The 25701-nt window shown below is 45.1% G+C and carries 21 protein-coding genes; 10 read left to right on the top strand and 11 right to left on the bottom strand.

Features of this window, described 5'->3' with window-relative positions; all coding sequences use genetic code 11:
• The first annotated feature begins 87 nt into the window (after positions 1-87).
• The 3 genes from ettA (at position 88) to ITG10_RS10910 (ending at position 3273) form a co-directional block, all read left to right on the top strand.
• Positions 88-1755: an energy-dependent translational throttle protein EttA gene (gene ettA / locus ITG10_RS10920; protein WP_017629779.1), complete on the top strand. Its 1668-nt coding sequence runs from the start codon at positions 88-90 to the stop codon at positions 1753-1755.
• Between the two features lie 90 nt (positions 1756-1845).
• Positions 1846-2214, top strand: coding sequence for a PilZ domain-containing protein (locus ITG10_RS10915; protein WP_017629780.1), 369 nt, complete (start codon positions 1846-1848; stop codon positions 2212-2214).
• Positions 2215-2262: 48 nt separating this feature from the next.
• Positions 2263-3273, top strand: a complete 1011-nt coding sequence (locus ITG10_RS10910) for a M23 family metallopeptidase (protein ID WP_248386389.1) — start codon at positions 2263-2265, stop codon at positions 3271-3273.
• 189 nt (positions 3274-3462) lie between these two features.
• Here ITG10_RS10910 and tyrA read toward each other — a convergent pair whose 3' ends face one another.
• The 4 genes from tyrA to ITG10_RS10890 form a co-directional block, all read right to left on the bottom strand.
• Complete coding sequence (gene tyrA / locus ITG10_RS10905; protein WP_017629782.1) at positions 3463-4590, bottom strand: bifunctional chorismate mutase/prephenate dehydrogenase; 1128 nt, start codon at positions 4588-4590, stop codon at positions 3463-3465.
• A gap of 101 nt (positions 4591-4691) precedes the next feature.
• A complete protein-coding gene (locus tag ITG10_RS10900) occupies positions 4692-5765 on the bottom strand; it encodes a 3-deoxy-7-phosphoheptulonate synthase (protein ID WP_017629783.1) in 1074 nt (357 codons plus the stop codon).
• A gap of 246 nt (positions 5766-6011) precedes the next feature.
• Complete coding sequence (nagZ, locus tag ITG10_RS10895; RefSeq protein WP_017629784.1) at positions 6012-7001, bottom strand: beta-N-acetylhexosaminidase; 990 nt, start codon at positions 6999-7001, stop codon at positions 6012-6014.
• 11 nt (positions 7002-7012) lie between these two features.
• Positions 7013-7861, bottom strand: a complete 849-nt coding sequence (locus ITG10_RS10890; RefSeq protein WP_026084130.1) for a MurR/RpiR family transcriptional regulator — start codon at positions 7859-7861, stop codon at positions 7013-7015.
• A 247-nt stretch (positions 7862-8108) separates the two neighbouring features.
• On the opposite strand from ITG10_RS10890, the gene ITG10_RS10885 reads away from it, so the two are divergent.
• Genes ITG10_RS10885 through murQ form a run of 4 tightly spaced genes read left to right on the top strand, consistent with a single transcriptional unit; the run spans position 8109 to position 12663 of the window.
• Positions 8109-9701 (top strand): sodium:solute symporter, encoded by a 1593-nt coding sequence (locus ITG10_RS10885; RefSeq protein WP_248386388.1) that lies wholly within the window; start codon positions 8109-8111, stop codon positions 9699-9701.
• Between the two features lie 3 nt (positions 9702-9704).
• Positions 9705-10589, top strand: coding sequence for a BadF/BadG/BcrA/BcrD ATPase family protein (locus ITG10_RS10880; RefSeq protein WP_017629787.1), 885 nt, complete (start codon positions 9705-9707; stop codon positions 10587-10589).
• Entirely contained in the window at positions 10586-11698 is a 1113-nt protein-coding gene (locus tag ITG10_RS10875; protein WP_017629788.1) for an anhydro-N-acetylmuramic acid kinase, read from the top strand. Before ITG10_RS10880 ends, ITG10_RS10875 begins: the two co-directional genes overlap by 4 nt.
• 44 nt (positions 11699-11742) lie before the next feature.
• The gene (gene murQ, locus ITG10_RS10870; protein WP_128644333.1) at positions 11743-12663 is read left to right on the top strand and encodes an N-acetylmuramic acid 6-phosphate etherase; all 921 of its coding nucleotides are present in this window, start codon (positions 11743-11745) and stop codon (positions 12661-12663) included.
• Positions 12664-12806: 143 nt separating this feature from the next.
• On the opposite strand, the gene ITG10_RS10865 is transcribed toward murQ, so the two are convergent.
• The gene (locus ITG10_RS10865; RefSeq protein WP_017629790.1) at positions 12807-13157 is read right to left on the bottom strand and encodes a DUF2799 domain-containing protein; all 351 of its coding nucleotides are present in this window, start codon (positions 13155-13157) and stop codon (positions 12807-12809) included.
• A gap of 354 nt (positions 13158-13511) precedes the next feature.
• Between ITG10_RS10865 and ITG10_RS10860 the strand changes: the two genes are divergently transcribed.
• From ITG10_RS10860 to btsR, 3 genes are all read left to right on the top strand, one after another.
• Positions 13512-15002, top strand: coding sequence for a carbon starvation protein A (locus ITG10_RS10860; protein WP_017629791.1), 1491 nt, complete (start codon positions 13512-13514; stop codon positions 15000-15002).
• A 264-nt stretch (positions 15003-15266) separates the two neighbouring features.
• Complete coding sequence (locus ITG10_RS10855) at positions 15267-16937, top strand: sensor histidine kinase (RefSeq protein WP_017629792.1); 1671 nt, start codon at positions 15267-15269, stop codon at positions 16935-16937.
• A 92-nt stretch (positions 16938-17029) separates the two neighbouring features.
• Positions 17030-17761 carry a two-component system response regulator BtsR gene (gene btsR / locus ITG10_RS10850; protein WP_017629793.1) on the top strand — a complete coding sequence of 244 codons (732 nt, stop codon included), beginning with the start codon at positions 17030-17032 and terminating at the stop codon, positions 17759-17761.
• A gap of 99 nt (positions 17762-17860) precedes the next feature.
• Here btsR and ispH read toward each other — a convergent pair whose 3' ends face one another.
• The 6 genes from ispH to murJ form a co-directional block, all read right to left on the bottom strand.
• On the bottom strand, positions 17861-18817 hold the full coding sequence (gene ispH, locus ITG10_RS10845) for a 4-hydroxy-3-methylbut-2-enyl diphosphate reductase (protein WP_026084131.1): 957 nt from the start codon (positions 18815-18817) through the stop codon (positions 17861-17863).
• A gap of 116 nt (positions 18818-18933) precedes the next feature.
• Complete coding sequence (fkpB, locus tag ITG10_RS10840; RefSeq protein WP_017629795.1) at positions 18934-19365, bottom strand: FKBP-type peptidyl-prolyl cis-trans isomerase; 432 nt, start codon at positions 19363-19365, stop codon at positions 18934-18936.
• 185 nt (positions 19366-19550) lie between these two features.
• Positions 19551-20051 (bottom strand): signal peptidase II, encoded by a 501-nt coding sequence (lspA, locus tag ITG10_RS10835; RefSeq protein ID WP_004739521.1) that lies wholly within the window; start codon positions 20049-20051, stop codon positions 19551-19553.
• Positions 20052-20209: 158 nt separating this feature from the next.
• Positions 20210-23068: an isoleucine--tRNA ligase gene (ileS, locus tag ITG10_RS10830; RefSeq protein ID WP_017629796.1), complete on the bottom strand. Its 2859-nt coding sequence runs from the start codon at positions 23066-23068 to the stop codon at positions 20210-20212.
• A 63-nt stretch (positions 23069-23131) separates the two neighbouring features.
• Positions 23132-24067: a bifunctional riboflavin kinase/FAD synthetase gene (gene ribF, locus ITG10_RS10825; protein ID WP_017629797.1), complete on the bottom strand. Its 936-nt coding sequence runs from the start codon at positions 24065-24067 to the stop codon at positions 23132-23134.
• 70 nt (positions 24068-24137) lie between these two features.
• On the bottom strand, positions 24138-25700 hold the full coding sequence (murJ, locus tag ITG10_RS10820) for a murein biosynthesis integral membrane protein MurJ (RefSeq protein WP_128644334.1): 1563 nt from the start codon (positions 25698-25700) through the stop codon (positions 24138-24140).
• Position 25701: the final 1 nt, after the last annotated feature.

Genomic DNA, 25701 nt, shown 5'->3' with positions numbered 1-25701 from the left:
TGGCTTTTCTGACCTAGGAGTAACATCTTTAGGGATATTGGTATAAAATAGCAGACAATTTTGAACAATAATTAGGATCGATCGGCAATGGCTGAATACGTATATACCATGTCTCGGGTGAGCAAAACTGTTCCACCTAAGCGTCAAATTCTTAAAGACATTTCTCTTAGCTTTTTTCCTGGCGCTAAAATCGGTGTTTTGGGTCTAAATGGTTCAGGTAAATCTACCCTACTACGTATCATGGCTGGTATTGATACTGATATTGACGGTGAAGCTCGTGCACAGCAAGGCCTTAAAGTAGGTTACCTACCGCAAGAACCTGTACTAGACGAATCAAAAACGGTTCGTGAGATCGTAGAAGAAGCGGTTTCTGACGTTGCTGACGCACTTAAGCGTATCGATGCAGTTTACGCAGCTTACGCAGAACCAGATGCAGACTTCGATGCTCTTGCTAAAGAGCAAGGCGAACTAGAAGCGCTGATTCAAGCAAAAGACGGTCACAACCTAGAAACAGCTCTAGAGCGCGCTGCTGATGCACTTCGTCTTCCTGAGTGGGATGCGAAAATTGAATTCCTATCTGGTGGTGAGCGTCGTCGTGTTGCTATCTGTCGTCTACTTCTTGAAAAGCCAGACATGCTGCTTCTTGATGAACCTACCAACCACTTGGATGCAGAATCAGTAGCATGGCTCGAGCACTTCCTAGTTGATTACAGTGGTACTGTTGTGGCGATTACCCACGACCGTTACTTCCTAGACAACGCAGCTGGCTGGATTCTAGAACTTGACCGTGGTGAAGGTATCCCATGGGAAGGTAACTACACATCTTGGCTAGAGCAAAAAGATGAGCGTCTTAAGCAAGAAAAAGCGGGCGAAAGCGCACGTCAAAAGACTATCGAGAAAGAACTTGAGTGGGTTCGTCAAAACCCTAAAGGCCGTCAAGCTAAGTCTAAAGCTCGTATGGCTCGCTTTGAAGAACTGACTACTGGTCAATACCAGAAACGTAACGAAACCAACGAACTGTTCATCCCGCCAGGTGAGCGTCTAGGTGACAAAGTTCTTGAAGTGAACAACCTAACTAAATCGTTTGGTGACCGCGTTCTTATCGACGACCTATCGTTCAGCATGCCTAAGGGTGCGATCGTAGGTATCGTTGGTGCCAACGGTGCAGGTAAATCAACACTATTCAAGATGCTAAGCGGCGCAGAACAGCCAGATTCAGGTACAGTTGAACTAGGCGAAACCGTTAAGCTTGCTTCTGTTGATCAGTTCCGTGACAGCATGGACGACACGAAGACTGTATTCCAAGAGATCTCTGAAGGCGCTGATATCATTAAGATCAACAACTTCGAAATCCCTGCGCGTGCATACTGTTCTCGTTTCAACTTTAAAGGCAACGACCAACAGAAGATCATCGGTGAGCTTTCTGGTGGTGAACGTAACCGTGTTCACTTAGCGAAACTGCTAAAAGCAGGCGGTAACGTACTGCTACTCGATGAACCTACCAATGACCTTGACGTTGAAACTCTACGTGCTCTTGAAGAAGCACTGCTTGAGTTCCCTGGTTGTGCAATGGTTATCTCGCATGACCGTTGGTTCCTAGACCGTATTGCGACCCATATCTTAGACTACCGTGATGAAGGTCAAGTTAACTTCTACGAAGGTAACTATACTGAGTACACTGAGTGGCTGAAACAGACTCTGGGCGCTCAAGCGGCAGAACCGCACCGCATCAAGTACAAGCGTATATCTAAGTAAATTAGCTTGTATTCTGAACAAAGGCCGCGATAATAGCGGCCTTTGATATATCTGGCTTACTATTTACCTATTGATATAGAGATATTACCTATGGTTGAAAGACGTCAATTTTCACGAGTTATTTATCAAGTCCCGACTGAGATCTCACAAGGACAAGTAAATGTATCCGGCTCAGTGCAAGATTTGTCGCTCCATGGTTTACTCATTCAATGTGAAGAATGGCAACAACTCAGACACGATGTGCCTGTTCATGTGAGCTTTACGCTGACAAACAGTGATATCAATATTCAGTTAGAAGCAACGATAGTCTCTACCATCAATACCTCAATGCGTTTACGCATAGAGCATTTAGATATTGATAGTATCAGCCACCTTAAGCGACTTGTTGAGCTTAACGTTGGTGACGATGAACTGCTTTATAGAGAGATTGAACACCTTACCGATTTAGGTAAAGAGTGACATCTCCATTACCCTTTTCTATTAGAAGCATTTAGTTAATACAAAACCATGTCTAAAAAAGTATCAATTACTATTCCCTCTAGTCAGGGGGAGCAGACGTTTTACTTCGGCCGTAAAGTCGTACTCATGTGCACCACTGCGATTTTTTCAGTACCGCTGCTGATTGGCGGAGCTGCGTACATGCACTTCGAGAGTAAACAAGAACTCGCACTGCAAGCGGGTGATGCCCAACAGTTGATTGAAACACTGATTGTTGAAAAAGAACAAACAGAATTTCTTTATGCTGAGCAGGTAGAAACCAACCATTCTCTATCGCAAATACTCACCGAGAAAGAAGGCACGATTCAGCTGCTTGGTAAGCGTGTATTTGATGTGGAATCAGTACTTGGTCTTGCCGATGAAGAACTACTTACTGATGAAGTCTCTTTAGAAGATCGCATTGATGCTGCAGCCGTCGATTCAGCGGTAAGAGCAACCATGTTCCGTTTGATTCCAAACGACAGCCCAATGGCGTACCAACGTATCTCATCTTCTTACGGTCGCCGCACCAACCCAATTACAGGTAAGCGCCACAACCATACCGGTATCGACCTGACCTGTAAGCGCGGCGAAGATATCTTAGCGCCTGCAGATGGTGTGATTGAAACGGTTCGCCCAAGTAATAAAGGCTTCGGCAACTTTATTACCATGCGTCACTCGTTTGGCTTCATGAGTTCTTACGCTCACCTACAGAAATTCAAAGTTCGTAGCGGTCAGTTCGTGAGTAAAGGCGATGTGATTGCGAGCTGTGGTAACTCAGGTAACTCTACCGGTCCACACCTACACTATGAAGTACGCTTCCTTGGTCGCTCGTTGAACCCTCAATACTTGATGGATTGGACACCTGAGAACTTCAACTACGTGTTCGAGAAAGAGAAAAAGGTTAAGTGGGGTCCACTGGTTCAACTGATTGATAATGTGGTTCGTTTGCAGATCAACCTAACAAACGTGCCTTACATCAGTTCGACCATCGACACAGTATCAAGTGAAGATACTAAAAAGCCTATCGCGACTAACTAGTTTTTAGCTGTTGGTTATTAGCTATTGGTTATTAGGAACAGTTGATTTGGCCTACGATGATCTAATTGCATTTAGCCTACGATGATCTAATTGCATTTAGCCTACTGTAGGCTAAATATTTTCATAGCGTTCAGCACAAACAAAAAGAGCGACCAAATGGTCGCTCTTTTTTATGATTTCAAACCGTACTTAGCCACGGTGAATCGAGTCATGTGCTTGTTTTAATAGGCTTTGACTCTCTTGCAAGAATTGTTGTGAGTAGTCACCAAACCAATCGCTCACTTGGTTAAAGCTATCAACAAACTTGGCTTTATCTTTCCCGTCTAAGATCTCTAGAGCTTCTCCGAAACAGCTATGGAAGCGTCGGATCATCTCAATATTCTCATCTGAAGACAGAATAATGTCTCCGTACAAGTTCGGGTCTTGAGCAAACAGACGACCAACCATCGCAATCTCAAGTCGGTAGATTGGCGAGCTTAACTTCAGAAGCTGATCGATATTCGGATTCTCTTTACTTAGGTGTAAACCGTAAGCAAACGAGGTGAAGTGACGCAATGCTTGAATCAAGGTCATACCATGATCATGCTCAGCGGCATCCATCTGGCACAAGCTTGCGCCCCAGATACCAAATTGATTCAGTAGCCATTGGTAGCTTTCAGAACCACGGCCATCACTGTAAACAATCACTTGTTTCGCTAGGCTTGGTACATCAGGGCCAAACATTGGGTGTAAACCAACCACAGGACCTTGGTGCATGTTCATCATTGCTTGAAGCGGTTTTGACTTAATCGATGTTAAATCACAAAGAATACAATCGCTTGGCAGGTTACCCAGTTTTGCAATCACACCTTCCGTTAGGTGAATTGGAACAGTAACAACCACAAGCCCTGCGTTATCTAAGATCTCATCGGCTTTATCCCAATCTTGGCTGCCAAGGATTTTAACTTCGTAGCCAGAAAGCTTAAACATACGGCCAAACAGACCGCCAAGTTGACCATTACCACCAACAATAACCACTGAACGTAACTCTGGGTTAAGACACTTAAAACCAGAATCTTTCTCGCTGGCATAAGACTCACGCATAGTACGACGCAAAATATCTTCGATTAACTGTGGTGGAACCCCTATTTTCTCGGCTTCTTGACGACGAGATGCCAGCATTGCCGCTTCGCGCTCTGGCACATAAATAGGTAAACCATGTTCACTTTTTACTTCACCAACTTTCTCTACTAGAGCCAATCGCTGAGCAAGTAAATCCAACATTTGTTTATCGACAGCATCGATTTGGTCGCGTAATTCGTTCAGTTCAACGGCCATTTTATTCCTTACTAATCTATAAGCCCGTACTAACCCAGATTTCGTTAGTAACAGATCTTAAAATGCCCCATTAGATGAGGCACTTAAATTTAAAACTCTGACTAACCTTTTAAGCGGTTCTCTAAGAACGGGACTAATTCCGTATGTGCATGTTTCAATAGTGCCTCAGTTGAATCCCAATTGATACACGCGTCGGTAATAGATACGCCGTATTTCATCTCATTGAGAGGTATATCCGAAGATTGGTTTCCTTCGTTAATATGGCTTTCAATCATAAGACCGATAATCGACTTGTTGCCTTCACGGATTTGGTGAATCACATCTTCTGCAACTAAAGGTTGGCGACGGAAATCTTTGCGAGAGTTAGCGTGGCTACAGTCAACCATCAGCGCCGCTTCTAAGCCTGATTTACCAAGCTCTTGTTCACATTCGTGTACCGATACTGAATCGTAGTTCGTTTGCTTACCGCCACGTAAAATAACGTGACCATTCGGGTTACCTTGAGTAGTAAGCAGTGCAACTTGACCTTCGCGGCTGATACCCATGAAGCGATGGCTAGAAGAAGCTGCCTGCATCGCATTGATTGCAGTACCTAAGTTACCGTCTGTACCGTTTTTGAAGCCGATTGGCATTGAAAGGCCACTTGCCATTTCACGGTGAGTTTGTGATTCAGTAGTACGCGCGCCGATTGCAGCCCAGCTGAATGTATCTGCTAGGTATTGTGGGCTGATTGGGTCTAGTGCTTCTGTTGCGAGTGGAATTTCCATTTCAGCAAGCTCAACAAGTAGCTCACGACCAACATGCAGACCATGCTCAATATCGAAAGTACCATCTAGGTGAGGGTCATTAATTAAGCCTTTCCAACCAACGGTAGTACGAGGCTTTTCAAAGTAAACACGCATTACAATATACAGTTGATCGCTCAGTTCTTCAGAAAGTGCTTTTAGGCGTTTCGCGTACTCTTTCGCAGCTTCAATGTCATGGATAGAACATGGGCCACATACAACAAGCATGCGATGATCTTTCTTATGAATGATGTTTGCGATAGTTTGACGAGACTCTTGAATGAAACGACGAGCATTATCACTCAAAGGCAGTTTTGCTTTTAACTCTTCTGGAGTAATTAGTACCTGTTCGTCGATGATATTGACATTGCTTAATTCACTTTTCTGCATAACTCAACCTGTATATTTATTTTTACACCCAACATTTCCATTTGGGCTAACAATCTTTAAAAACACAATAACAGCTACAAAAACGATTGCAAGTGTAAACATTAAAAAACATTTTCTGTAAATTTTAATTTACACCACCACTTTAGCCCGCCATGGGTATCAAATAGCTCTAAACCTCATTCTACACATACAAAAAAGGCGATATTTGTCATATCGCCCTATCTAAAATTATTATGTGTTTATTTATCACTCATTGCCTAGCATTCGCTTAATTTGCTCTGAAGCCTTTTTCCATCGGCTGTCTGAGTGAAGAGTCGATAAATCAAAGCTGTGTTTTTTAAGCAATGAGTTGGCTAAAGGCACCTCTTGGATAGCTAAGTGCTCGAGAGCCTCTATTTGTGCATCTCGTTTATTACACATTAACACCATGTCGCACCCTGCATTCAAAGCAGCCTTTGCTCTGTCGGCAGGACCGCCCATAATCGCAGCGCCTTCCATGGTTAAATCGTCAGAGAACACCAAGCCTTTAAACCCAAGTTGTTGTCTTAATACTTTCTGCAGCCAATACTGAGAGCCACTTGCTGGCTGATCATCATAGTGAGAGAAAACCACGTGTGCAGGCATCATCGCATCCAATATTCCGGCTTCAATTTGCGCCTTGAAGATAGCCATGTCGGTTTCAAAGATGTCATCTCTTGGGTCATAAGGCGTTTCAAGGTGTGAATCAGCAATCACACCGCCATGTCCGGGAAAGTGCTTTCCAGTTGTCGCCATGCCAACCGACTTCATACCCTTAATAAAAGCGCTGCTGTGGCGGACAATGGTATCGATATCTGCACCAAATGCTCGGCTACCAATTGCTTTACATTCGTGACCTTTGTCTAAAACGGGCGCAAAGCTCAGATCGATATCATGGGCAATCAATTCCGCAGCCATCAACCAGCCCGCTTGTTCGGCTAATTGTTCACCATTGTCTTTGGTCGCGAACTCTTGAGCTGCAGGGATAATTGAAAAGCCGTCACGGAAGCGTTGTACTCGACCGCCCTCTTGGTCAACACCAATCAAAAGAGGACGCTTAGCTACCTTGCGGATCTCTTTGTTTAGCGCCGATAGTTGTTTGCTATCGTGGTAGTTTCGAGCAAATAAGATGAGACCACCAACGGTTGGGTGCTCTAAAATCTCTCTGTCTTCAGCGGTCAGTTCGTAGCCTGCAACATCAACCCACAACGGTCCCATAAAATTTCCTTCTATTGCTTAAATTCCGCTACTGCAGATTTACTTTGTTCAATTAATTGGTCGGCTTGCTCTTCTTGCTGAGTTAACGCAATGAACAACAAGTCAGTAATAAAAAGTTGGCTATCACGAGCCGTAATCGATGAACTGCGAATATGGTTTTCGTCAGCTGCCGAGATAAGTTTGATATCCGCATATTTGTCTAAAGCAGAGGGAGATAACTGACTAATCACAATCACCTTTGCCTTTTTCGATCTCGCCAGCTGGGCTACCTTCACCACTTCTCTGGTTTTTCCTGAATAGGAAATCGCAACCAACACATCATTTTCAGAAAGAGAAGCAGCGTTAGCTATCTGAATGTGGGCATCTTGTTCTGCGTTGACAGCATGGCCTATTTTCATCAGCTTGTAAGCGAAGTCTTTGGCGACCAGAGACGATGCACCCACACCTGAAATCTGTACTTTATTAGCAAGATGCAGTAAATCAGCGGCGTTGCTCAGCTGTTCGCCTTCATTTAATAACACGGTACGCTCAAGCGATTGTGTTTTACTTGCAAGAAGTTTGTCCATCACGGTATCAGGCGGATCTTTTCTGGTGATGGTGCCATGGATCCCGCGCTGGGATACTGGCTGATAAGTCATGTCACTCTGGTACAGCTTCATCTTCATCTCAGAAAACCCTTTGTAACCGAGCTTCTGACTAAACTTTACGATCGTCGATTGGCTTACCCCTACCGCTTTGGCCAATTCAGGAGAGGAGAACTGCTTAACTTGTTGTGGATGATCCAATACGTAACGAGCCACTAACGAATCCGATGGAGAGAGTTTTGGTAATAACGCCTTAACTTTCGCAATGCCTTTCATTAAACGCTCTTCCCCTTCCATCTGACCACTCCTCGTTATCATAACGAGTTTTGTATTTTCATTGGAATAATTATTCCTTCACATTCTGCCGTTTGGAATAGCTGACATAACCTTCTGGGATCACTGTCAAAGAAAACCATTGGTCACTATTCCACCAAGGAATAGGTTTTGAAACTCATTATTCAAACTGACATTCTGAAAAAATAACAATAAACACCCTCTACTCTATTCATGCTACGGAGCTGCTATGAATTCACTATTTACCTCGCTGGACTGGGCGGTATTTGCGATATATTTCGCCATTATCGCTTTTACTGGTTGGCACTTTAGCCGAACAAAAATCACAAGTACCAAAGACTATTTCTTAGGTGGTAACTCCATGCCAATGTGGGTTGTTGCTATCTCGGTACTGGCGACCTCACAATCCGCAGCGACGTTTTTAGGTGGACCAGAGTCGAGCTACCGTGGTGATCTCACTTACCTAGCGACCAACATTGGCGGTATTCTTGGTGCGATTTTTGTCGCGCTGGTTCTAATTCCTCGTTTCTACCAAAACAAAGTCTCTACCGTTTATGAACTACTGAAAGTGCGCTTTGGTGAGAAGACCAAACAGCGCGCAGGTGTGATGTATTTGGTGGGGCGTGTATTTGCTTCTGGTGCGCGCCTATACATGGCGGCTATCGCAGTATCCATGATTCTGTTTACCAACATTGACCCAAGCAGTGTAGTCACATCGGTTGTGATTCTTGTCGCCGTTGGCCTCGCTTATACCTACATGGGCGGCATTCGTTCCGTTATCTGGAGTGACTTAATCCAACTCGTTGTTTATGTCGGCGCAGCTATTGCGGTAATTATCTACCTGTTAGGTCAGATCCCAGCTGACTTTAGCCAAATTGCTCAGGTACTTGCTAATCCGGGGGAAGGGCAATCATCGAAGCTGACCCTACTCGATTTCACGCTCGACTTTAGCCCTGCTGGCACCTTCAGCTTCTGGGCATGTATCACTGGTTTTGTGCTGTTAAACATCGGTGCGTTCGGTCTTGATCAAGATATGACGCAACGCGTTTTGACGTGTAAAGATGCCAAGCAAGGTTCAAAGGCGATGATCAACTCAATCATCTTCTCGATTCCTGTCGTGTTGGTATTTATGTCGATTGGCCTACTCTTGTATGTATTCTACCAAAGGCCTGAACTCATGGGTGTTGAAGGCAAAGACGTCGTACAAAATTTCAATGGCGAAAACGTCACGATCTTCATGTACTACGTGCTGAATGAAATGCCTGCTGGTCTTCGTGGCTTAGTGACTGTCGGGGTAGTGGCTGCAGCGCTTTCAACACTAAACTCTGGCTTAAACTCGATGTCTTCAGTTGCGGTTCAAGATATTTACAAGCCTTGGTTAGAAGCTCGTAAGGGAGAACAAGATGACTTCCATTACGTGAAAGCTGGCCGCTTTGGAATGGCTGCAGCGGCCGTAGCCTTGGGTAGCATGGGTATCCTTTGTTACTACTGGCAACAGTACACAGACATGCCACTGTTATCGTTCGCTTTGAGTGTGATGGTGTTTGCTTATACCGGGTTATTGGGCGTCTACTTCACGGCAATTTTCACTGATCGCGGCAACGAGACTTCTGTCGCTTTAGCTCTAGTGGCAGGCTTCTTAACGACATTACTGATGCAAGCTTATGTGTGGGACAGTGTGATGGGCTTGATTAACGCGGATTGGGAGGGTATTCGATTAGCCTTCCCGTATCAACTCTGTGTCGGCACGTTTGTATCATTAATCGTGTGCCTTGCAGGAAAGAAGCAGACTCAAGAAGTTAATAAACTACAAACGGTTTAGCCAATGATTACCCATACTTTGGCAGTCGATGGCGGTGGAACCAAAACCGCCATGAGACTGAAGCAAATATCACCCACACCAAGTGTCATTCAAGAACGCACTTTAGCGGCGACGTCATTGACCTTATATGGTGAAACGGCAATCACTCAACTAACTCATTATATTGAGGAAATGTTGAGTGTGAATCAGATTAAAGCTAAACAGTGCTATATTGTGGTGGGCGTGGCTGGTGCAGGAAATAAACAATTAAAAGCCAAGCTACAATCGGCATTAGCCCACTGCCCACACCTATATGTGACAACTGATGCTGAGGCGTCGGTATTTGGTGCTAACGCAGGGCAAGGCGTTAACTGCATTGCGATTGGCACAGGTTCAGTTGCCATTCAGTTAGATAGCGAATATGTGACTCATCAGTTTGGTGGGTGGGGGTTCCCGATTGGCGATCAAGGGGGCGGCGCTTGGCTTGGATTTCGAGCTGTGCAGCAAACTCTAGCCGAATTTGATGACAAGCATTCCTCTTTAACGAGCCAGTTTGTCATGAATAAAATAGGTAACGAACGTAGTGATATTCTTAAGTGGATCAATACAGCCAATGCGACCGATTATGCGCAATTTGCACGAGAGATCGTTGATATAGAGCAGTGCTGCTCAACGGCAAGTACCTTATTAAAACAAGGTACTGAAGAAATAGAGAGGCTCACACGAACATGCTCAGAAAATAACAGCTTACCGATTATGTTTTTAGGCAGCTTAGGACAATTCTATCGCCCTAAGCTTTCTCAAGAGCTTCAAGCTCGCGCCTTAGACATTCAAGGTGATGCTCTGAATGGTGCTGAAGTTATCGCTCACCAAAAGATCCACATGCTCAATTTAGGAAATGAACAATGAAGTCAGAGTTATATATCGGCGTGATGTCAGGCACGAGTATGGACGGCGTTGATACAGCCTTAGTGTCGATAGAAGGCACTCGTATCACATTGCTCGCGCATGATGAATTCCCTATGCCTGATGACCTAAAAACCCGTCTGCTTGAGGTGTGTATTGGTCAGAAAACGGATTTGATTGCTATTGGTGAACTCGACCACCAGCTTGGTCATCTATTTGCTGATGCAGTTCTACAACTTCTCGAAAAGTCAGATACACCAGCATCTTCTGTGACGGCGATTGGTAACCATGGTCAAACGGTATTCCACCAGCCAACGGGCGAATCACCCTTTACCATGCAGTTGGGTGATGCCAATATCATCGCTGCAAAAACAGAGATTCAAACCGTCGCCGATTTCAGACGCAAGGACATGGCGCTAGGCGGGCAAGGTGCCCCACTCGTACCAGCATTTCACCATACTATTTTTCACCCGCAAGACAGCTCGGTTGTGGTGTTGAACATTGGCGGTATCTCGAACATTTCGGTGCTACGCCCGAATCAGCCAACGCTTGGTTATGATACAGGCCCAGGCAATATGTTGATGGACGCTTGGGTAGATAAACACACGGGTGAAAAGTTTGACCGTGATGCGCAATTCGCTCTTAAAGGCCAACTAAATCAAGCTTTACTCGAACAGCTGCTGAACGAATCTTATTTATCTCAGATGCCACCTAAAAGCACCGGTAGAGAGTTGTTTAACTTACCGTGGCTAGAGCAACAATTAACAGAATTTAAAGACCTTGCAGCAGAAGATGTTCAGCGCACGCTTTGCGAATACACCGCATTGACGATAGCCAATGAAGTGGAGACTTATCGCTTAGGTAATCAACCTGCACTCTATGTGTGTGGCGGCGGTACGAGAAATCCATTGTTGATGAAAAGGTTGGCTGAACTGCTTCCGAGTTGGGAAGTTGATTCAACGACCAGTAAAGGCGTTGATGCCGATTATATGGAAGCGATGGCCTTTGCATGGCTTGCTCAACGTCATGTTCATCAACTGCCAAGTAATTTACCCGAAGTGACTGGCGCAAGCAGGGCTGCCTCTCTAGGCGTTCTCTATCGTGCTGACTAAACAAGTCATAACCATAATTTTAGAATCACCATTTAAGGATCATTATGAGTAACGACGCTCTCATATCAGCGCTCTCGCACCTCGTTTCGGAGGGGAGAAACCCTGACACTATGGATATTGATCTACTCACCTCTCTCGAAGTGGTTGAAAAGATTAACCAACAAGACAAACAAGTACCACTCGCTATCGAGGCCGAGCTTCCACAGATCGCTCAAGCCGTTGACAAGATCGCTCACGCCTTCCAAAACGGCGGTCGACTGATTTATATGGGCGCAGGCACCAGTGGTCGATTAGGTGTGTTAGACGCATCAGAATGCCCACCAACTTTCGGTGTCTCAGACAAAATGGTGATCGGTCTAATCGCTGGCGGACCAGAAGCCATTTTAAAAGCCAAAGAAGGCGCGGAAGATTCGCTGACACTTGGTATTGAAGATCTGAAAGCGATTCAGTTTTCAGAAAATGATGTTGTGGTTGGCATTGCAGCCAGTGGCCGTACACCTTACGTGATTGGTGCACTTAACTATGCCAATCAAATAGGGGCGGTGACCGTAGCGCTCTCTTGTAACCCCGACTCTCCAATTGCCGAGATCGCGCAGATTGCAATAAGCCCAGTGGTTGGCCCAGAAGCATTAACGGGGTCAACACGACTCAAATCAGGTACGGCACAAAAGCTGGTACTTAATATGCTGACGACTGCGAGTATGATTCGCATTGGTAAGAGCTACCAGAACTTGATGGTGGACGTAAAAGCAACCAATGAAAAGTTGGTTGCCCGCGCCGCTCGCATCGTGATTCAAGCGACTGAGTGTGATAAAGCACTGGCCGTGTCGACGCTAAAAACCACCGATTATGACGTGAAGCTCGCTATTTTGATGATTCTAACTGGGCTTGATTTTGAAAGTGCCAAGGCTCAGCTTGACCAGCAAAATGGCTTTCTGCGAAAAGCGGTTGAGAATAATCAGTAAAATATCGGATTAGTCTTCGATACAGATGAAAGCTTGATACAAAAAACCAGTACACATTAGGTACTGGTTTTTTATTTAGCTAGGTGCTTTTTATGTAGCGAGATTTGCTATTTAACGAGGTAACGAATTAACCGTAAACTAGATTAATAGTCGTTCGAGAACTCATCCCAGCCACGCTGCCATTCCATACGGAAACGTTGAGCGTCTTCCGTACCAGAACATACACCTTCATACACCTGACCTGACAGGCCAATCTGATAAGCATGATTAGGGTTACAGTATTCTGTCACACCTGAGTGATAACCTTCTGTGTAACTTGCTTGGTCAACAGCGCCAAGCGCAGCCATCTCTTGATAAGAACGCTGAGTGTGGCCTTTGATACCATCACGGTAACCAATCTCTTTCCAGTTACCTTCTGCTGCTAAATCTTGAATATTGGCGCTGCATCCTGCAAGGCTAAATGCCACGGCGAATAGTGCGATTATTTTTTTCATTTCAATCCTTTATATTATTACTTCACCACTTTCTGACGAAGCGCTGCCTTTGTGGTGATTCTCCGCTGAACGCCTGTCGATGTCCACTTATTGTCTAATGTTCGCCACTTTAGGTTCATTCCGACCACTCAGAATCAATAGTCGCCGTTAAGCCAACTCAAACAACCTCTCTATAGAGCTAATAGGCCTCTCGATAGAAATATCGGCCACTCAGCGCAGTGAACAAACCACTCAATCAGTTATAACACCGTTAAATTGGCTATTCGACCACTCACTCTTGTAGCGGAAGTTTCTTCTCATCGACTCCTTTAATATACACCCTGACTTAATTAATACATTCAGGGATAACAAATTATGATGTGGTTTCTTACCTGTGTTGCAGCACTCATTGGTGGCTACTTTATTTACGGTACCTTTATCGAGAAGATTTTCGGTATCAATGAAAAACGTCAAACACCTGCTCACACTAAGCAAGATGGCGTGGACTACGTTCCAATGTCAACACCAAAGGTTTACCTAGTTCAGCTGCTTAATATCGCAGGTGTAGGTCCAATCTTCGGCCCTATCATGGGTGCCCTTTACGGCCCAGCCGCAATGCTTTGGATCGTTCTAGGTTGTATCTTCGCAGGTGCAGTACACGACTACTTCTCAGGTATGTTATCTATCCGTAATGGCGGTGCTTCGGTTCCAACCATCACTGGACGTTACCTAGGCAATGGCGCAAAACACTTTATGAACATCTTTGCCATTGTTCTACTACTTCTTGTTGGTGTGGTATTCGTATCTGCTCCAGCGGGTATGATCACTAACCTAGTGAACGACCAAACTGATTTCGCGATGTCTGCAACGACAATGGTTGTTATCATCTTTGCTTACTACATCATCGCAACGATTGTCCCTGTCGATAAAATCATTGGTCGCTTCTACCCACTGTTCGGTGCACTGCTTATCTTCATGTCCGTTGGCCTAATCACTGCGATTGGTCTATCTGACGAGCACCAAATCATGGGTGGCTTCGAGATGAGCGACATGTTCACCAACATGAACCCGAATGACCTACCACTTTGGCCTGCTCTATTCATCACAATCGCATGTGGTGCTATCTCTGGCTTCCACGCAACTCAGTCTCCTTTGATGGCGCGTTGTATGGAAAACGAGAAGAACGGTCGCTTCGTATTCTACGGCGCAATGATTGGTGAAGGCATCATCGCTCTAATCTGGTGTGCACTTGCTCTATCTTTCTTCGGTTCAGTTGAGTCTCTGTCTGACGCGATTGCAAACGGCGGCCCGGGTAACGTGGTATACAGCGCTTCATTTGGTCTACTGGGTGTATTTGGCGGTATCCTTGCTTTTCTTGGCGTGGTTATCCTACCAATCACTTCTGGTGACACAGCGTTCCGTTCAAGCCGTCTTATCCTTGCTGAATACTTCAACATGGAACAGAAAACACTGCGTAACCGTCTACTAATGGCGTTACCACTGTTCGTTATCGGTGGCATCCTGACTCAAGTTGATTTCGGTATCATCTGGCGCTACTTCGGTTTTGCTAACCAATCAACAGCCGTAATGATGCTGTGGACAGCTTCAGCTTACCTACTTCGCCACAACAAACTGCACTGGGTAACAACAGTTCCAGCTATCTTCATGACGTCTGTGTGTATCACATTCATCCTGAACAACAGCCAACTGGGCTTCGGTCTACCAATGCAAATCTCAACCATCATTGGTGTGGTGAGTGCGCTAGGTGTTGCGGCTTACGTTATTAAGATTTCAAAAGGCAAAGGCGATATCGACCTAGCTGATGAAGAAGAGAAAGAAGCAAAAGGCGTCACCAAAACAGCCTAGTTCTTTAAGGCTCTTGGGAACAAGAGACCAATCTTCATAGAAAGAGACAAAAGAACAGCCAAATACAACTTCGCTTGCTCCCGTAATCACTCAGTGATTCGTGGAAACTAAGACTAAAGCCCGTCCACTGTGATGGGCTTTATTGTTTTCAGGCGTTAGTGCTTTCAACTCTGGGAAGCGAATATAACCCACTAAAACACAAGCAAAGCTACCGTTACCAAGCAATGAGCTTTACACTTAACAAGCGTCTCAATAGGTGAAAATATGGAACTCATTCTCTCTCTGCTGCAACAAACCTGTGTCTACTTAGTGATTGCTTACATGCTAAGTAAAACCCCACTGATTCTCCCTTTGTTGAGCATCTCATCTCGCTTAAGCCATAAGATCAGCTGCTACGTTCTGTTTTCCCTATTCTGCATTATGGGCACCTATTTCGGACTGCAGATCAATGACGCTATCGCCAATACGCGAGCGATGGGCGCGGTAATGGGCGGCCTGTTTGGTGGTCCTGTCGTTGGCTTTGCGGTCGGCTTTACTGGCGGGATACATCGCTATTCATTAGGTGGTTTTACGGACTTAGCTTGTGCTATCTCAACGACAGCTGAAGGCCTGATTGGTGGCCTGCTGCATGTGTACTTAGTCAGAAAGAACAAAGCCAGTCAGCTGTTTAACCCACTGGTAGTGTTCTCTGTCACCCTGTTTGCAGAGATCATTCAGATGTTGATTCTGCTCGCAGTCGCCAAACCGTTTGAGCAATCCTACGCGCTAGTTTCCGATATTGCTGCGCCAATGATCATTGCAAACTCAGTGGGTGCGGCACTGTTCATGAGTATCATCCAAGACAGAAAAACCATCTTCGAGAAATACTCCGCCACCTTCTCACGCCGCGCATTAACCATTGCCGAGCGTTCGGTGGGTATTCTGCATGGCGGCTTCACTTCCGATAACGCACAAAAGATCGTGCGTATCGTTTACGAGGAAACTAACGTCGGTGCGGTAGCGATTACCGACCGAGAAAAAATCCTCGCTTTCGTCGGCATTGGCGATGAACACCATATTCCAAACACACCGATTTCATCGCAGAGTACTCTCACTTCGATGGAAAAGAACGACATCATCTACCTTGATGGTAAAGAGAACCCATATCAATGTTCTCTATCTCAAGATTGTAAGTTGGGCTCTGCGCTTATTATCCCACTGCGTGCCGGTAATGAAGTGGTCGGTACCATCAAATTGTATGAGCCTAAGCTGAAACTATTCTCGACCATTAACATGTCGATGGCTGAAGGTATCGCTCAACTATTGTCGAGTCAGATCCTGTTCAGCAACTATCAGCAGCAGCAAACCCTGCTCACCCAAGCTGAGATCAAACTGTTGCACGCTCAGGTTAACCCGCACTTCTTGTTCAATGCGCTCAATACCATCAGTGCAGTAACACGTCGTGATCCTGATAAAGCACGAGAGCTTATTCAACACCTGTCTCACTTCTTTAGAAGTAACCTTAAGCAGAACATCAACACAGTGAAACTCAAAGACGAGCTGGCACACGTCAATGCGTACCTCACCATAGAGAAAGCACGTTTCACTGACAGACTAGAAGTGGAATGGGATATCGACCCACTGTTGTATGAATCTCAACTGCCTAGCTTTACCCTGCAACCATTGGTTGAGAACGCCATCAAACATGGTATTTCGAACATGTTGGAAGGTGGCACAGTGAAGATCTATAGCGAGGCTTTCCAAGGTGGATTCAAACTGATCGTCGAAGACAATGCTGGTAACTATCAGAAGCCGTCTCAAGATCATGTCGGATTAGGTATGGAGATTGTTGATAAACGACTCACTAATTTCTTTGGACAAGACTCAGCACTAAAAATAGAATCTCAACCACAGCAATTTACTCGAATGAGCTTTATCATACCTATACTAAAATAGCGGTCTTTTCGTAGGTGATAGCTTCTCGGTAAGCATATTTAGAAGACATATATAGAAACAAGCAGGGATAGAATCAAGATGAAGATTGTAGGATGTTAAAAGCACTAGTTGTCGATGATGAGCTTTTTGCTCGCGAAGAGTTGATTGAGCTACTGACTGAAACCGGAGAAGTGGAAGTCATTGGTCAAGCGAGTAACGCAATTGAAGGGCTTAAGCAGATCAACCTTCTCAAACCTGATGTAGTGTATTTGGACATTCAAATGCCTCAGGTCACTGGGATTGAATTGTTGAGCATGCTTGACCCGGAAACCATGCCTTACGTGGTGTTTGTGACCGCCTACGATCAATATGCGATTCAAGCCTTTGAAGACAATGCCTTTGACTACCTACTCAAACCCGTTGAACCTTGTCGATTAAACAAGAGTGTTTGTCGCCTGAATAAGGTCATCAAACAAAACCAGAAAGCGCCGGAACAAGACATCTCTGCGATAGCTCCCTGTCACTTAGAGCAGATTCCGTGTATTGGTCATAACCGCATTGTGATCATGGCAAGCCAAACGGTTGAATGCGCCTATTCCGATATCAGTGGCGTGCATGTTCGTAGCTCATCACAAACAGCAACCTCGCAACTAACCCTGAAGATCTTGGAAGAAAAGACCGATTTGATCCGCTGTCATCGACAGTATTTGATCAACATAAAATCGATCCAAGAGATCAAACTGTTAGAAAATGGATTGGCCGAGATCATCACACTGACGGGCTTTGAAGTCCCTGTTAGCCGTCGCTATCTCAAGACGTTGAAAGAGCTACTCGGCCTCCAATAAACAGATTCCGGACCGAGATATAGCACGATCAAAAAAGCCAACGCATCAACGTTGGCTTTTTACTGTTTGCGAATCGCTAGTATCACAAGTCGATAGAGATTAGTCGACTTGCTTAATCTGCAGCTCTTTTGGCACTTCGAAGAACATGTTCTCTTCACGACCTTGAATCTCTTCAACGTCAGTCGCACCTAGCTCGCGGATACGGTCTAAGATTTGGTTAACTAGCTCTTCAGGAGCAGAAGCACCAGCGGTTACACCGATTTTCTTCTTGCCTTCAACCCATTCTGTTTGAATGTCTTCAGGGCAATCCGTTAGGTAACCTGGTGTGCCTAACTTCTCAGCCAGCTCTTTCAAACGTGTTGAGTTCGATGAGTTCTTAGAACCCACAACAATCACTACGTCGACATCATTTGCCATCTCACGCACTGCGTCTTGACGGTTTTGAGTTGCGTAGCAGATGTCGTCTTTACGAGGACCTTGGATCTCAGGGAACACACGACGTAGTTCTTCAATCACATCTGCTGTTTCATCAACAGACAGCGTAGTTTGGCTCACGTAGTGCAAGTTAGTTGGGTCATTTACCATTAAGTTCTGTACATCTTCTGGTCTTTCAACCAAGTACATACCACCGGTTTGGCTAGCGTACTGACCCATAGTACCTTCAACTTCAGGGTGACCTGCGTGACCAATCAGTACCACTTCCATATGTTTGCGGCTCGCACGAGCAACTTCCATATGAACTTTAGTCACCAAAGGACACGTTGCATCAAATACAGTCAGTTCACGCTCTTTCGCTTCTTTACGAACAGCTTGAGATACACCGTGAGCAGAGAAAATTACGATGTTATCGTCTGGCACTTCACTCAGCTCTTCGACAAAAATAGCACCACGTTGCTTAAGCCCTTCAACAACAAAGCGGTTATGTACCACTTCATGGCGAACATAAATCGGTGGCTGATACATTTCAAGTGCACGCTCTACGATGCTGATCGCACGATCGACACCGGCACAAAAGCCACGAGGGTTAGCTAACATTATTTTCATTTCATTGCTCATCATTTACCGCGGTACTAAGGTTGTTTCTATAGAGTTCGCCGTCAGCGAGGTTCGCATTCTACAGTGAAGCGCCTAGACAGTGAAGCTCTGGGTTGTGTCACAGCTGTAAGGTGATGTTATTCGACAGCTAAGATATTGACATCAAACGTAACGTCTTGGCCTGCAAGTGGGTGATTAAAATCAACCGTCACTGAGTCACCTGCGATATCTGTAATAATACCTGGGATTTCCATACCGTCAGGGCCAGAGAATGCCATGATGGTGCCGACTTCAACATCATTACCACCAACAAATTTTGCTTTATCCATATGGTGAATATGGTCTGGATTAGGCATACCGAACGCATCTTGCGCTTTCAGTTCGATAGACTTTTCTGTGCCTTCTTCAAGTCCAAGCAGGCATGCTTCGAAGTTCTCGCTTAGGCTGCCATCACCCATAACGAACTTCGCTGGTTTGCCCATATTTTCCGTACTATCGGCAACTGAACCATCCTTCATCTTAATCGTAAAATGTAGGGTTACTGCTGAATCATTTTTAATTGCTGCCACGTTACTTTCCTTAGACTTCTTTTATTATTTGAGAACGCATTCTGCTTTGCTCTCATATTAGTTGCAGCATAAAAAAAAGCGCCACCGGAATCAACCGACAGCGCTTAGGGCTATTCTATTCTGTGAGTCATAGACTGACTTTAAGGCAATCTATTTCAAAGCGTTTTTACTTAAGGCTTATTCGCCTATTTGCTTTCATCTTTCTTGCGGAAACCATCGAGGATGATCATCGCAGCACCGATACAGATTCCCATATCCGCTAAGTTGAATGCAGGCCAGTGGTAAGTGCCCCAGTAGAAGTCTAAGTAATCGACAACAAAGCCGTGTACTACACGGTCAAATACGTTGCCAACCGCACCACCAATGATGATTGCATAAGCGATGTTGTTCCACTTTTCTGTCGCTGGTAGTTTGCTCATCCAGTACGTCAGCATGCCCGTTACTGCAAATGCGATACCGGTAAATAACCAACGCTGCCAACCACTTTGGTCGCTCAAGAAACTAAATGCTGCACCGTAGTTATGAACGTACAAGAAGTTAAAGAACGGCAGCACCTCAATACGGTTTGCCCAGCCATAACCCATGTTGTCCATGACAAAAAGTTTAATGCCGATATCTGCAAGGAAGACCAATAGAGCCAACCATAACCAACGCACACCAGATTGTTTTAACGAAACTTCACTCATTTCTATTCCTAGTATTTACGAAGCTGGTATTCATTCTCACCTGATTTAAGTGATCATCAGTACCCAACTTGGCGAAACACATTTCCTATAATTAAAAATAACCCCAGTTGATACTGGGGCTATAATTTTTACAAAAAGTTCAGTCTTTCTCTGAGCGGTTATGCGAATTTACGCACTTCGCCTTCACCGTCAATGTTCGACACACAACGACCACAAACTTTCTCGTGACCTTCGATAGTGCCTACATCTGGAGTGTGGTGCCAGCAACGGTCACACTTCTCAGCTTCAGTCGCTGCTACTTCAACAAATAGACCTTCAACGTCTGTCGCTTGAGCTGCATCAGACTTCTCGCTTAGTGGCTTAACAACCGCAGCAGAAGTGATAAGTACGAAACGTAGCTCATCTTCTAGCTTGTTGATCTTAGCCGCTAGTGCGTCGTCAGCGTATAGAGTCACTTCAGCTTGCAGAGCACCACCGATTGTTTTCTCTTTACGAGCGTCTTCAAGAAGCTTGTTCACTGCGCCACGAACGGTTTGGATTTCAGCCCAGAATTCGTTGCTTAGCTCTTCGCCTTCAGCAAGACCAAATAGACCTTCGAACCACTCATCAGTGAATACGAACTTGTCGCGTTGCTCTCCAGTTGGTAAAGAGCTTGGCATCTCGTTCCAGATTTCATCTGCAGTGAACGACATGATAGGTGCCATCCAACGAACTAGAGCTTCTACGATGTAGTAAAGCGCAGTCTGACAGCTACGTTGAGCATGGCTGCCCTGCTTTGCTGTGTACTGACGGTCTTTGATTACGTCTAGGTAGAAAGAACCCATTTCGATAGAACAGAACTGCATTAGACGCTGAGTTACACCGTGAGTGTTGTACTCACCGTATGCTTTAACGATCTCTTCTTGTGCAGCTTGAGCACGGCCAACAGCCCAGCGATCAAGTGCAACCATCTCTTCAGCAGGAACTAGGTCAGTTTCAGGGTTGAAACCGTTCAGGTTCGCTAGGAAGAAACGAGCTGTGTTACGAATACGACGGTAAGCATCAGCTGAACGCTTCAGGATTTCATCAGAAACCGCAACTTCACCCGTGTAGTCTGTAGAAGCAACCCATAGACGCAGAATGTCTGCACCTAGCTTGTTGGTTACATCTTTAGGTGCAACAACGTTACCGATAGATTTAGACATCTTACGGCCGTTACCATCAACCACGAAACCGTGAGTTAGTACTTGCTTGTATGGTGCTTCGTCTTTCATCGCGATAGATGAAATTAGAGAAGACTGGAACCAGCCACGGTGTTGGTCTGAACCCTCAAGGTAAAGATCAGCACTGTTGCCGTTGTATTCTTCACGAGAATCAACAACAGAGAAGTGCGTAACACCTGAGTCGAACCATACGTCTAGTGTATCCATTACTTTTTCGTACTTATCAGCGTCTTCTGCGCCCATAAGTTCAGCAGCGTCTACATCCCACCAAGCTTGAATGCCTTTCTCTTCAACTAGCTTCGCTACTTTTTCAATAAGTGCTGGGCTATCAGGGTGAAGTTCTGACGTTTCTTTATGAACGAACAGAGCAATTGGCACACCCCAAGTACGTTGACGAGAGATACACCACTCAGGGCGACCTTCGATCATACCTTCGATACGGCTTTGACCCCACTCCGGCATCCACTCAACATTCTTAGTTGACTCTAGTGCTTTTGCACGTAGGCCAGCTTGATCCATAGAGATGAACCATTGTGGTGTTGCACGGAAGATGATTGGAGTTTTATGTCTCCAACAGTGTGGGTAGCTGTGCTCGTAAGCGTGGTGATGCAGAAGTGCACCTTTCTCTTTTAGAACTTCTAAAACAGAATCGTTCGCTTTGAATACATGCTGACCAGCAAATAGCTCAGTATCTGGCAGGTAAACGCCGTTTGAGCCTACTGGGTTAGCGATTTCTAGGTTGTACTTCTTACCAACCACGAAATCCTCTTGACCGTGACCAGGCGCTGTGTGAACCACACCAGTACCTGAATCCGTTGTAACGTGGTCACCAAGAACAGCTGGAACAGTAAAGTCGTAGAACGGGTGGTTGAACTGAGAAAGCTCAAGATCAGCACCAGTAGCAAAACCAAGGTTATGGAAGTGCTCGATACCTGCACGATCCATTACGTCTTTTGCTAGTTCAGAAGCAACAACGATACGTTGAGCAGGCTGGTCGCCATTCGCTTCAACTTGGATAAGCACGTATTCAAGATCATCACGTAGACATACTGCGCGGTTAGCTGGCAGAGTCCATGGTGTTGTTGTCCAGATAACGATAGAGATTTCGCCCTGACCCGCGTGGCCTTCAGCTAGAGTAAATTTATCTAGAAGCGCCGCTTCGTCAGCTGCAGTAAATTTCACATCGATAGATGGAGAAACTTTATCTTTGTATTCAACTTCAGCTTCAGCCAGAGCAGAACCACAGTCAGTACACCAGTGAACTGGTTTGAAACCTTTAAGAAGATGACCTTTATCTGCGATTTTACCTAGAGAACGAATGATGTTCGCTTCTGTGCCAAAATCCATAGTGCGGTAAGGTTTGTCCCACTCGCCCATGATACCAAGACGTTTGAAGCTCTCTTTCTGACCTTCAACTTGGCCCGCAGCGTACTTACGACACTCTTCGCGGAATTCAGCAGCCGAAATCTTCTGACCAGGCTTACCTTTCTTCTTCTCAACCATTAGCTCGATTGGAAGACCGTGACAGTCCCAACCAGGGATGTACGGTGCATCAAAACCAGAAAGGGTCTTAGATTTAATAATAATGTCTTTAAGAATCTTATTCAGCGCGTGGCCAATGTGAATATCGCCGTTCGCGTATGGAGGGCCATCATGCAGTACGAAAGATTTTTTACCTTTCTTTGCCTTACGGATTTCGCCGTAAAGATCTTCTTTGTACCAACGCTTAAGCATTTCTGGCTCACGATTTGCCAGATTGCCGCGCATTGGGAACCCTGTTTCTGGTAAGTTCAGGGTATCTTTATAATCACTCATCGATTCTTAATTCCGTTATATTGGGCGAAGTTAGACATTATGTTAATCGGTGGAATCATCCGATTAATTCTTTAGCTGAAGCAGCCACACCCTTGCGGCTTCAGCATCCAATTCTATTTGATTCTTTAATGCGTCGAACGATTCAAATTTTATCTCGTCGCGCAGTTTGTGCAAAAGTCGTACTTCTAACTGTTTACCATACAAATTGGCTTTAAAGTCAAAAAAGTGCACTTCTAATTGCTGCCTTACACCATTAACTGTTGGTCGTTGTCCAATATTAGCAACGCCACCGACAGGAACCCCGTCGATATCCAATGCTTCAACAACATACACTCCCGATACAGGAGAAACACAACGCTTTAATGGAATATTAGCGGTAGGGAAACCTATGGTTCTCCCCAGTTTACGACCATGGGACACACGACCACTAATACTGTAATCACGTCCTAACATGGTAGCACTTGCAGCCAAGTCATCGACCGCTAATGCATTTCGTATCTCAGTACTGCTGACTCGTAATTGGTTTAAGCAATAACTTTGGGTGCTTACCACCTCAAAACCATACTTTTCGCCCGCTTCTTTAAGCATAGCGAAATTACCAGTGCGGCCTTTGCCAAAGCAAAAATCGTCACCAACCACCAAGAACTTCACACCAAGCTTATCAACCAAAAGATTTTTAATGAATGCTTCTGCGGATAAACTTGCAAAATACTGATTAAAATTGACACACAATAAACGACTGATATCCAGCTTGCTCAGTTGCACGTACTTATCGCGTAAGCGAGTTAAACGTGCTGGCGCTCTATCTCGGGCAAACAGCTCCATAGGCTGCGGCTCAAACGTCATAACAACAGAAGGTAGCCCTAATGCTGCAGCTTGTTTAGAAACCTGACTCAGAACCTCTTGATGTCCTAAATGAACACCATCGAAGTTACCTATGGTTAATACACAGCCATGATGCTGCGCTTTAATATTGTGTATACCTCGGATCAGTTCCATTATGATCAGCTAAAACCTGTTATTTGCATCATTTATTGTGTGAAACCGACGGATTATATACTAATCAGTATTAATCTGTCGCTGCTTTTAAATGTTTTACTCGGATACCTAAAATCAGTACCGAAACAATATAAACAAAGCCACCAAGTCCAATCAAGCCTGTTAATGTCAGCGCTCTCTGGCTAAAGCTCCATTCAAGCCAATGTTGCATATTATCCAGCTGCCATAAAATAGCGGCTACCATCACCACACCCGAGAGAATCAATTTGGCACTGAACAATAAGGTTGTCTTCGTTAATTGATATACACCCGCAAGATGTAATCCTCTATATAACAAGGCCATATTCACAAAGGCTGACAATGCGGTCGCAATCGCCAAGCCAACATAACCATAGAAATAAGCAAAGATCGCGTTAAACACCATATTGGTCACCATAGCGATAATGCCGTACTTAACCGGTGTTTTCGTATCTTGGCGAGAGTAGTAACCCGGAGCCAATACTTTTATCAGCATGAAGTTAAGCAAGCCAGATGCGTAAGCAACCAATGACATTGATGCCTGCTGTACATCGTGTGGAGAGAACTCACCACGCATGAAGAGCACCATTAACATAGGTTTAGCTAAAACGATAAGACCTAACATCGCAGGAATACCAAGCAGCAACACCATGCGTACGCCCCAGTCCATGGTATGTGCGAACCCTTCCCCTTGAGCGTCTACGTGCTTACGAGATAAAGCAGGAAGAATCACCGTCGCAATCGCAATACCAAACAACCCTAATGGGAATTCAAGTAAGCGGTCTGAGTAGTACAACCAACTGATAGAGCCCGTTGCTAGGAAACTGGCAATGAAGGTATCAAACAGTAAGTTGATTTGGCTAACAGACACACCAAACAGAGCGGGGATCATTAATGTGCGGATCTTAACGACGCCCGGATCTCTCCAGCCCCACTTCGGCTTAACCAACACACCCGCTTTTATTAAGAAAGGCATTTGGAATAGGAATTGGATTAAGCCACCGAGGAATACACCGATAGCCAAGCCGATTTCAGGCTGTTCTAGATTAGGAGAGATAAACCACGCTGCGCCGATGATCATTACGTTCAAGAACACGGGGGTAAAAGAAGAGACCGCAAATTTACCTAATGTATTAAGAATCGCACCAGATAAAGCAACAAAGGTGATAAACCATAAATAAGGAAAGGTAATCTTGAGCATGAAGCTCGCCAGCTCAAATTTAGGCGCCGCAGGGCCATCATTCAACCAGTCGATAAACCAACCTGCACCAAACATCGCGGTGATCACACCAGAGCCCAAGACCCCGATAACCGTCACGATAGACACTAAAACCCCGAGCGTACCAGACACCTTAGCAATTAAATCTCGAGTCTTATCTTTATCACCTGCCGCGTGATATTCCGTTAATACAGGAACAAACGCTTGAGAAAACGCACCTTCTGCAAAAAGTCGACGTAAGAAATTAGGGATTTTGTTAGCGAAGAAAAATACGTCGGCACTCGCTCCTGCCCCCATCAAATTTGCTACTACTACATCACGTACTAGCCCCAATACACGGGAAACAAAAGTCATAGCACTGACAATCAGGCCTGACTTTAATAGTCGTTTACTCACA

The sequence above is a fragment of the Vibrio sp. ED004 genome, assembly GCF_023206395.1.
Classification (GTDB): Bacteria; Pseudomonadota; Gammaproteobacteria; order Enterobacterales; family Vibrionaceae; genus Vibrio.
The sequence above is the reverse complement of the archived record's forward strand: the minus strand, read 5'-3'. Positions and strand labels throughout refer to the sequence as shown.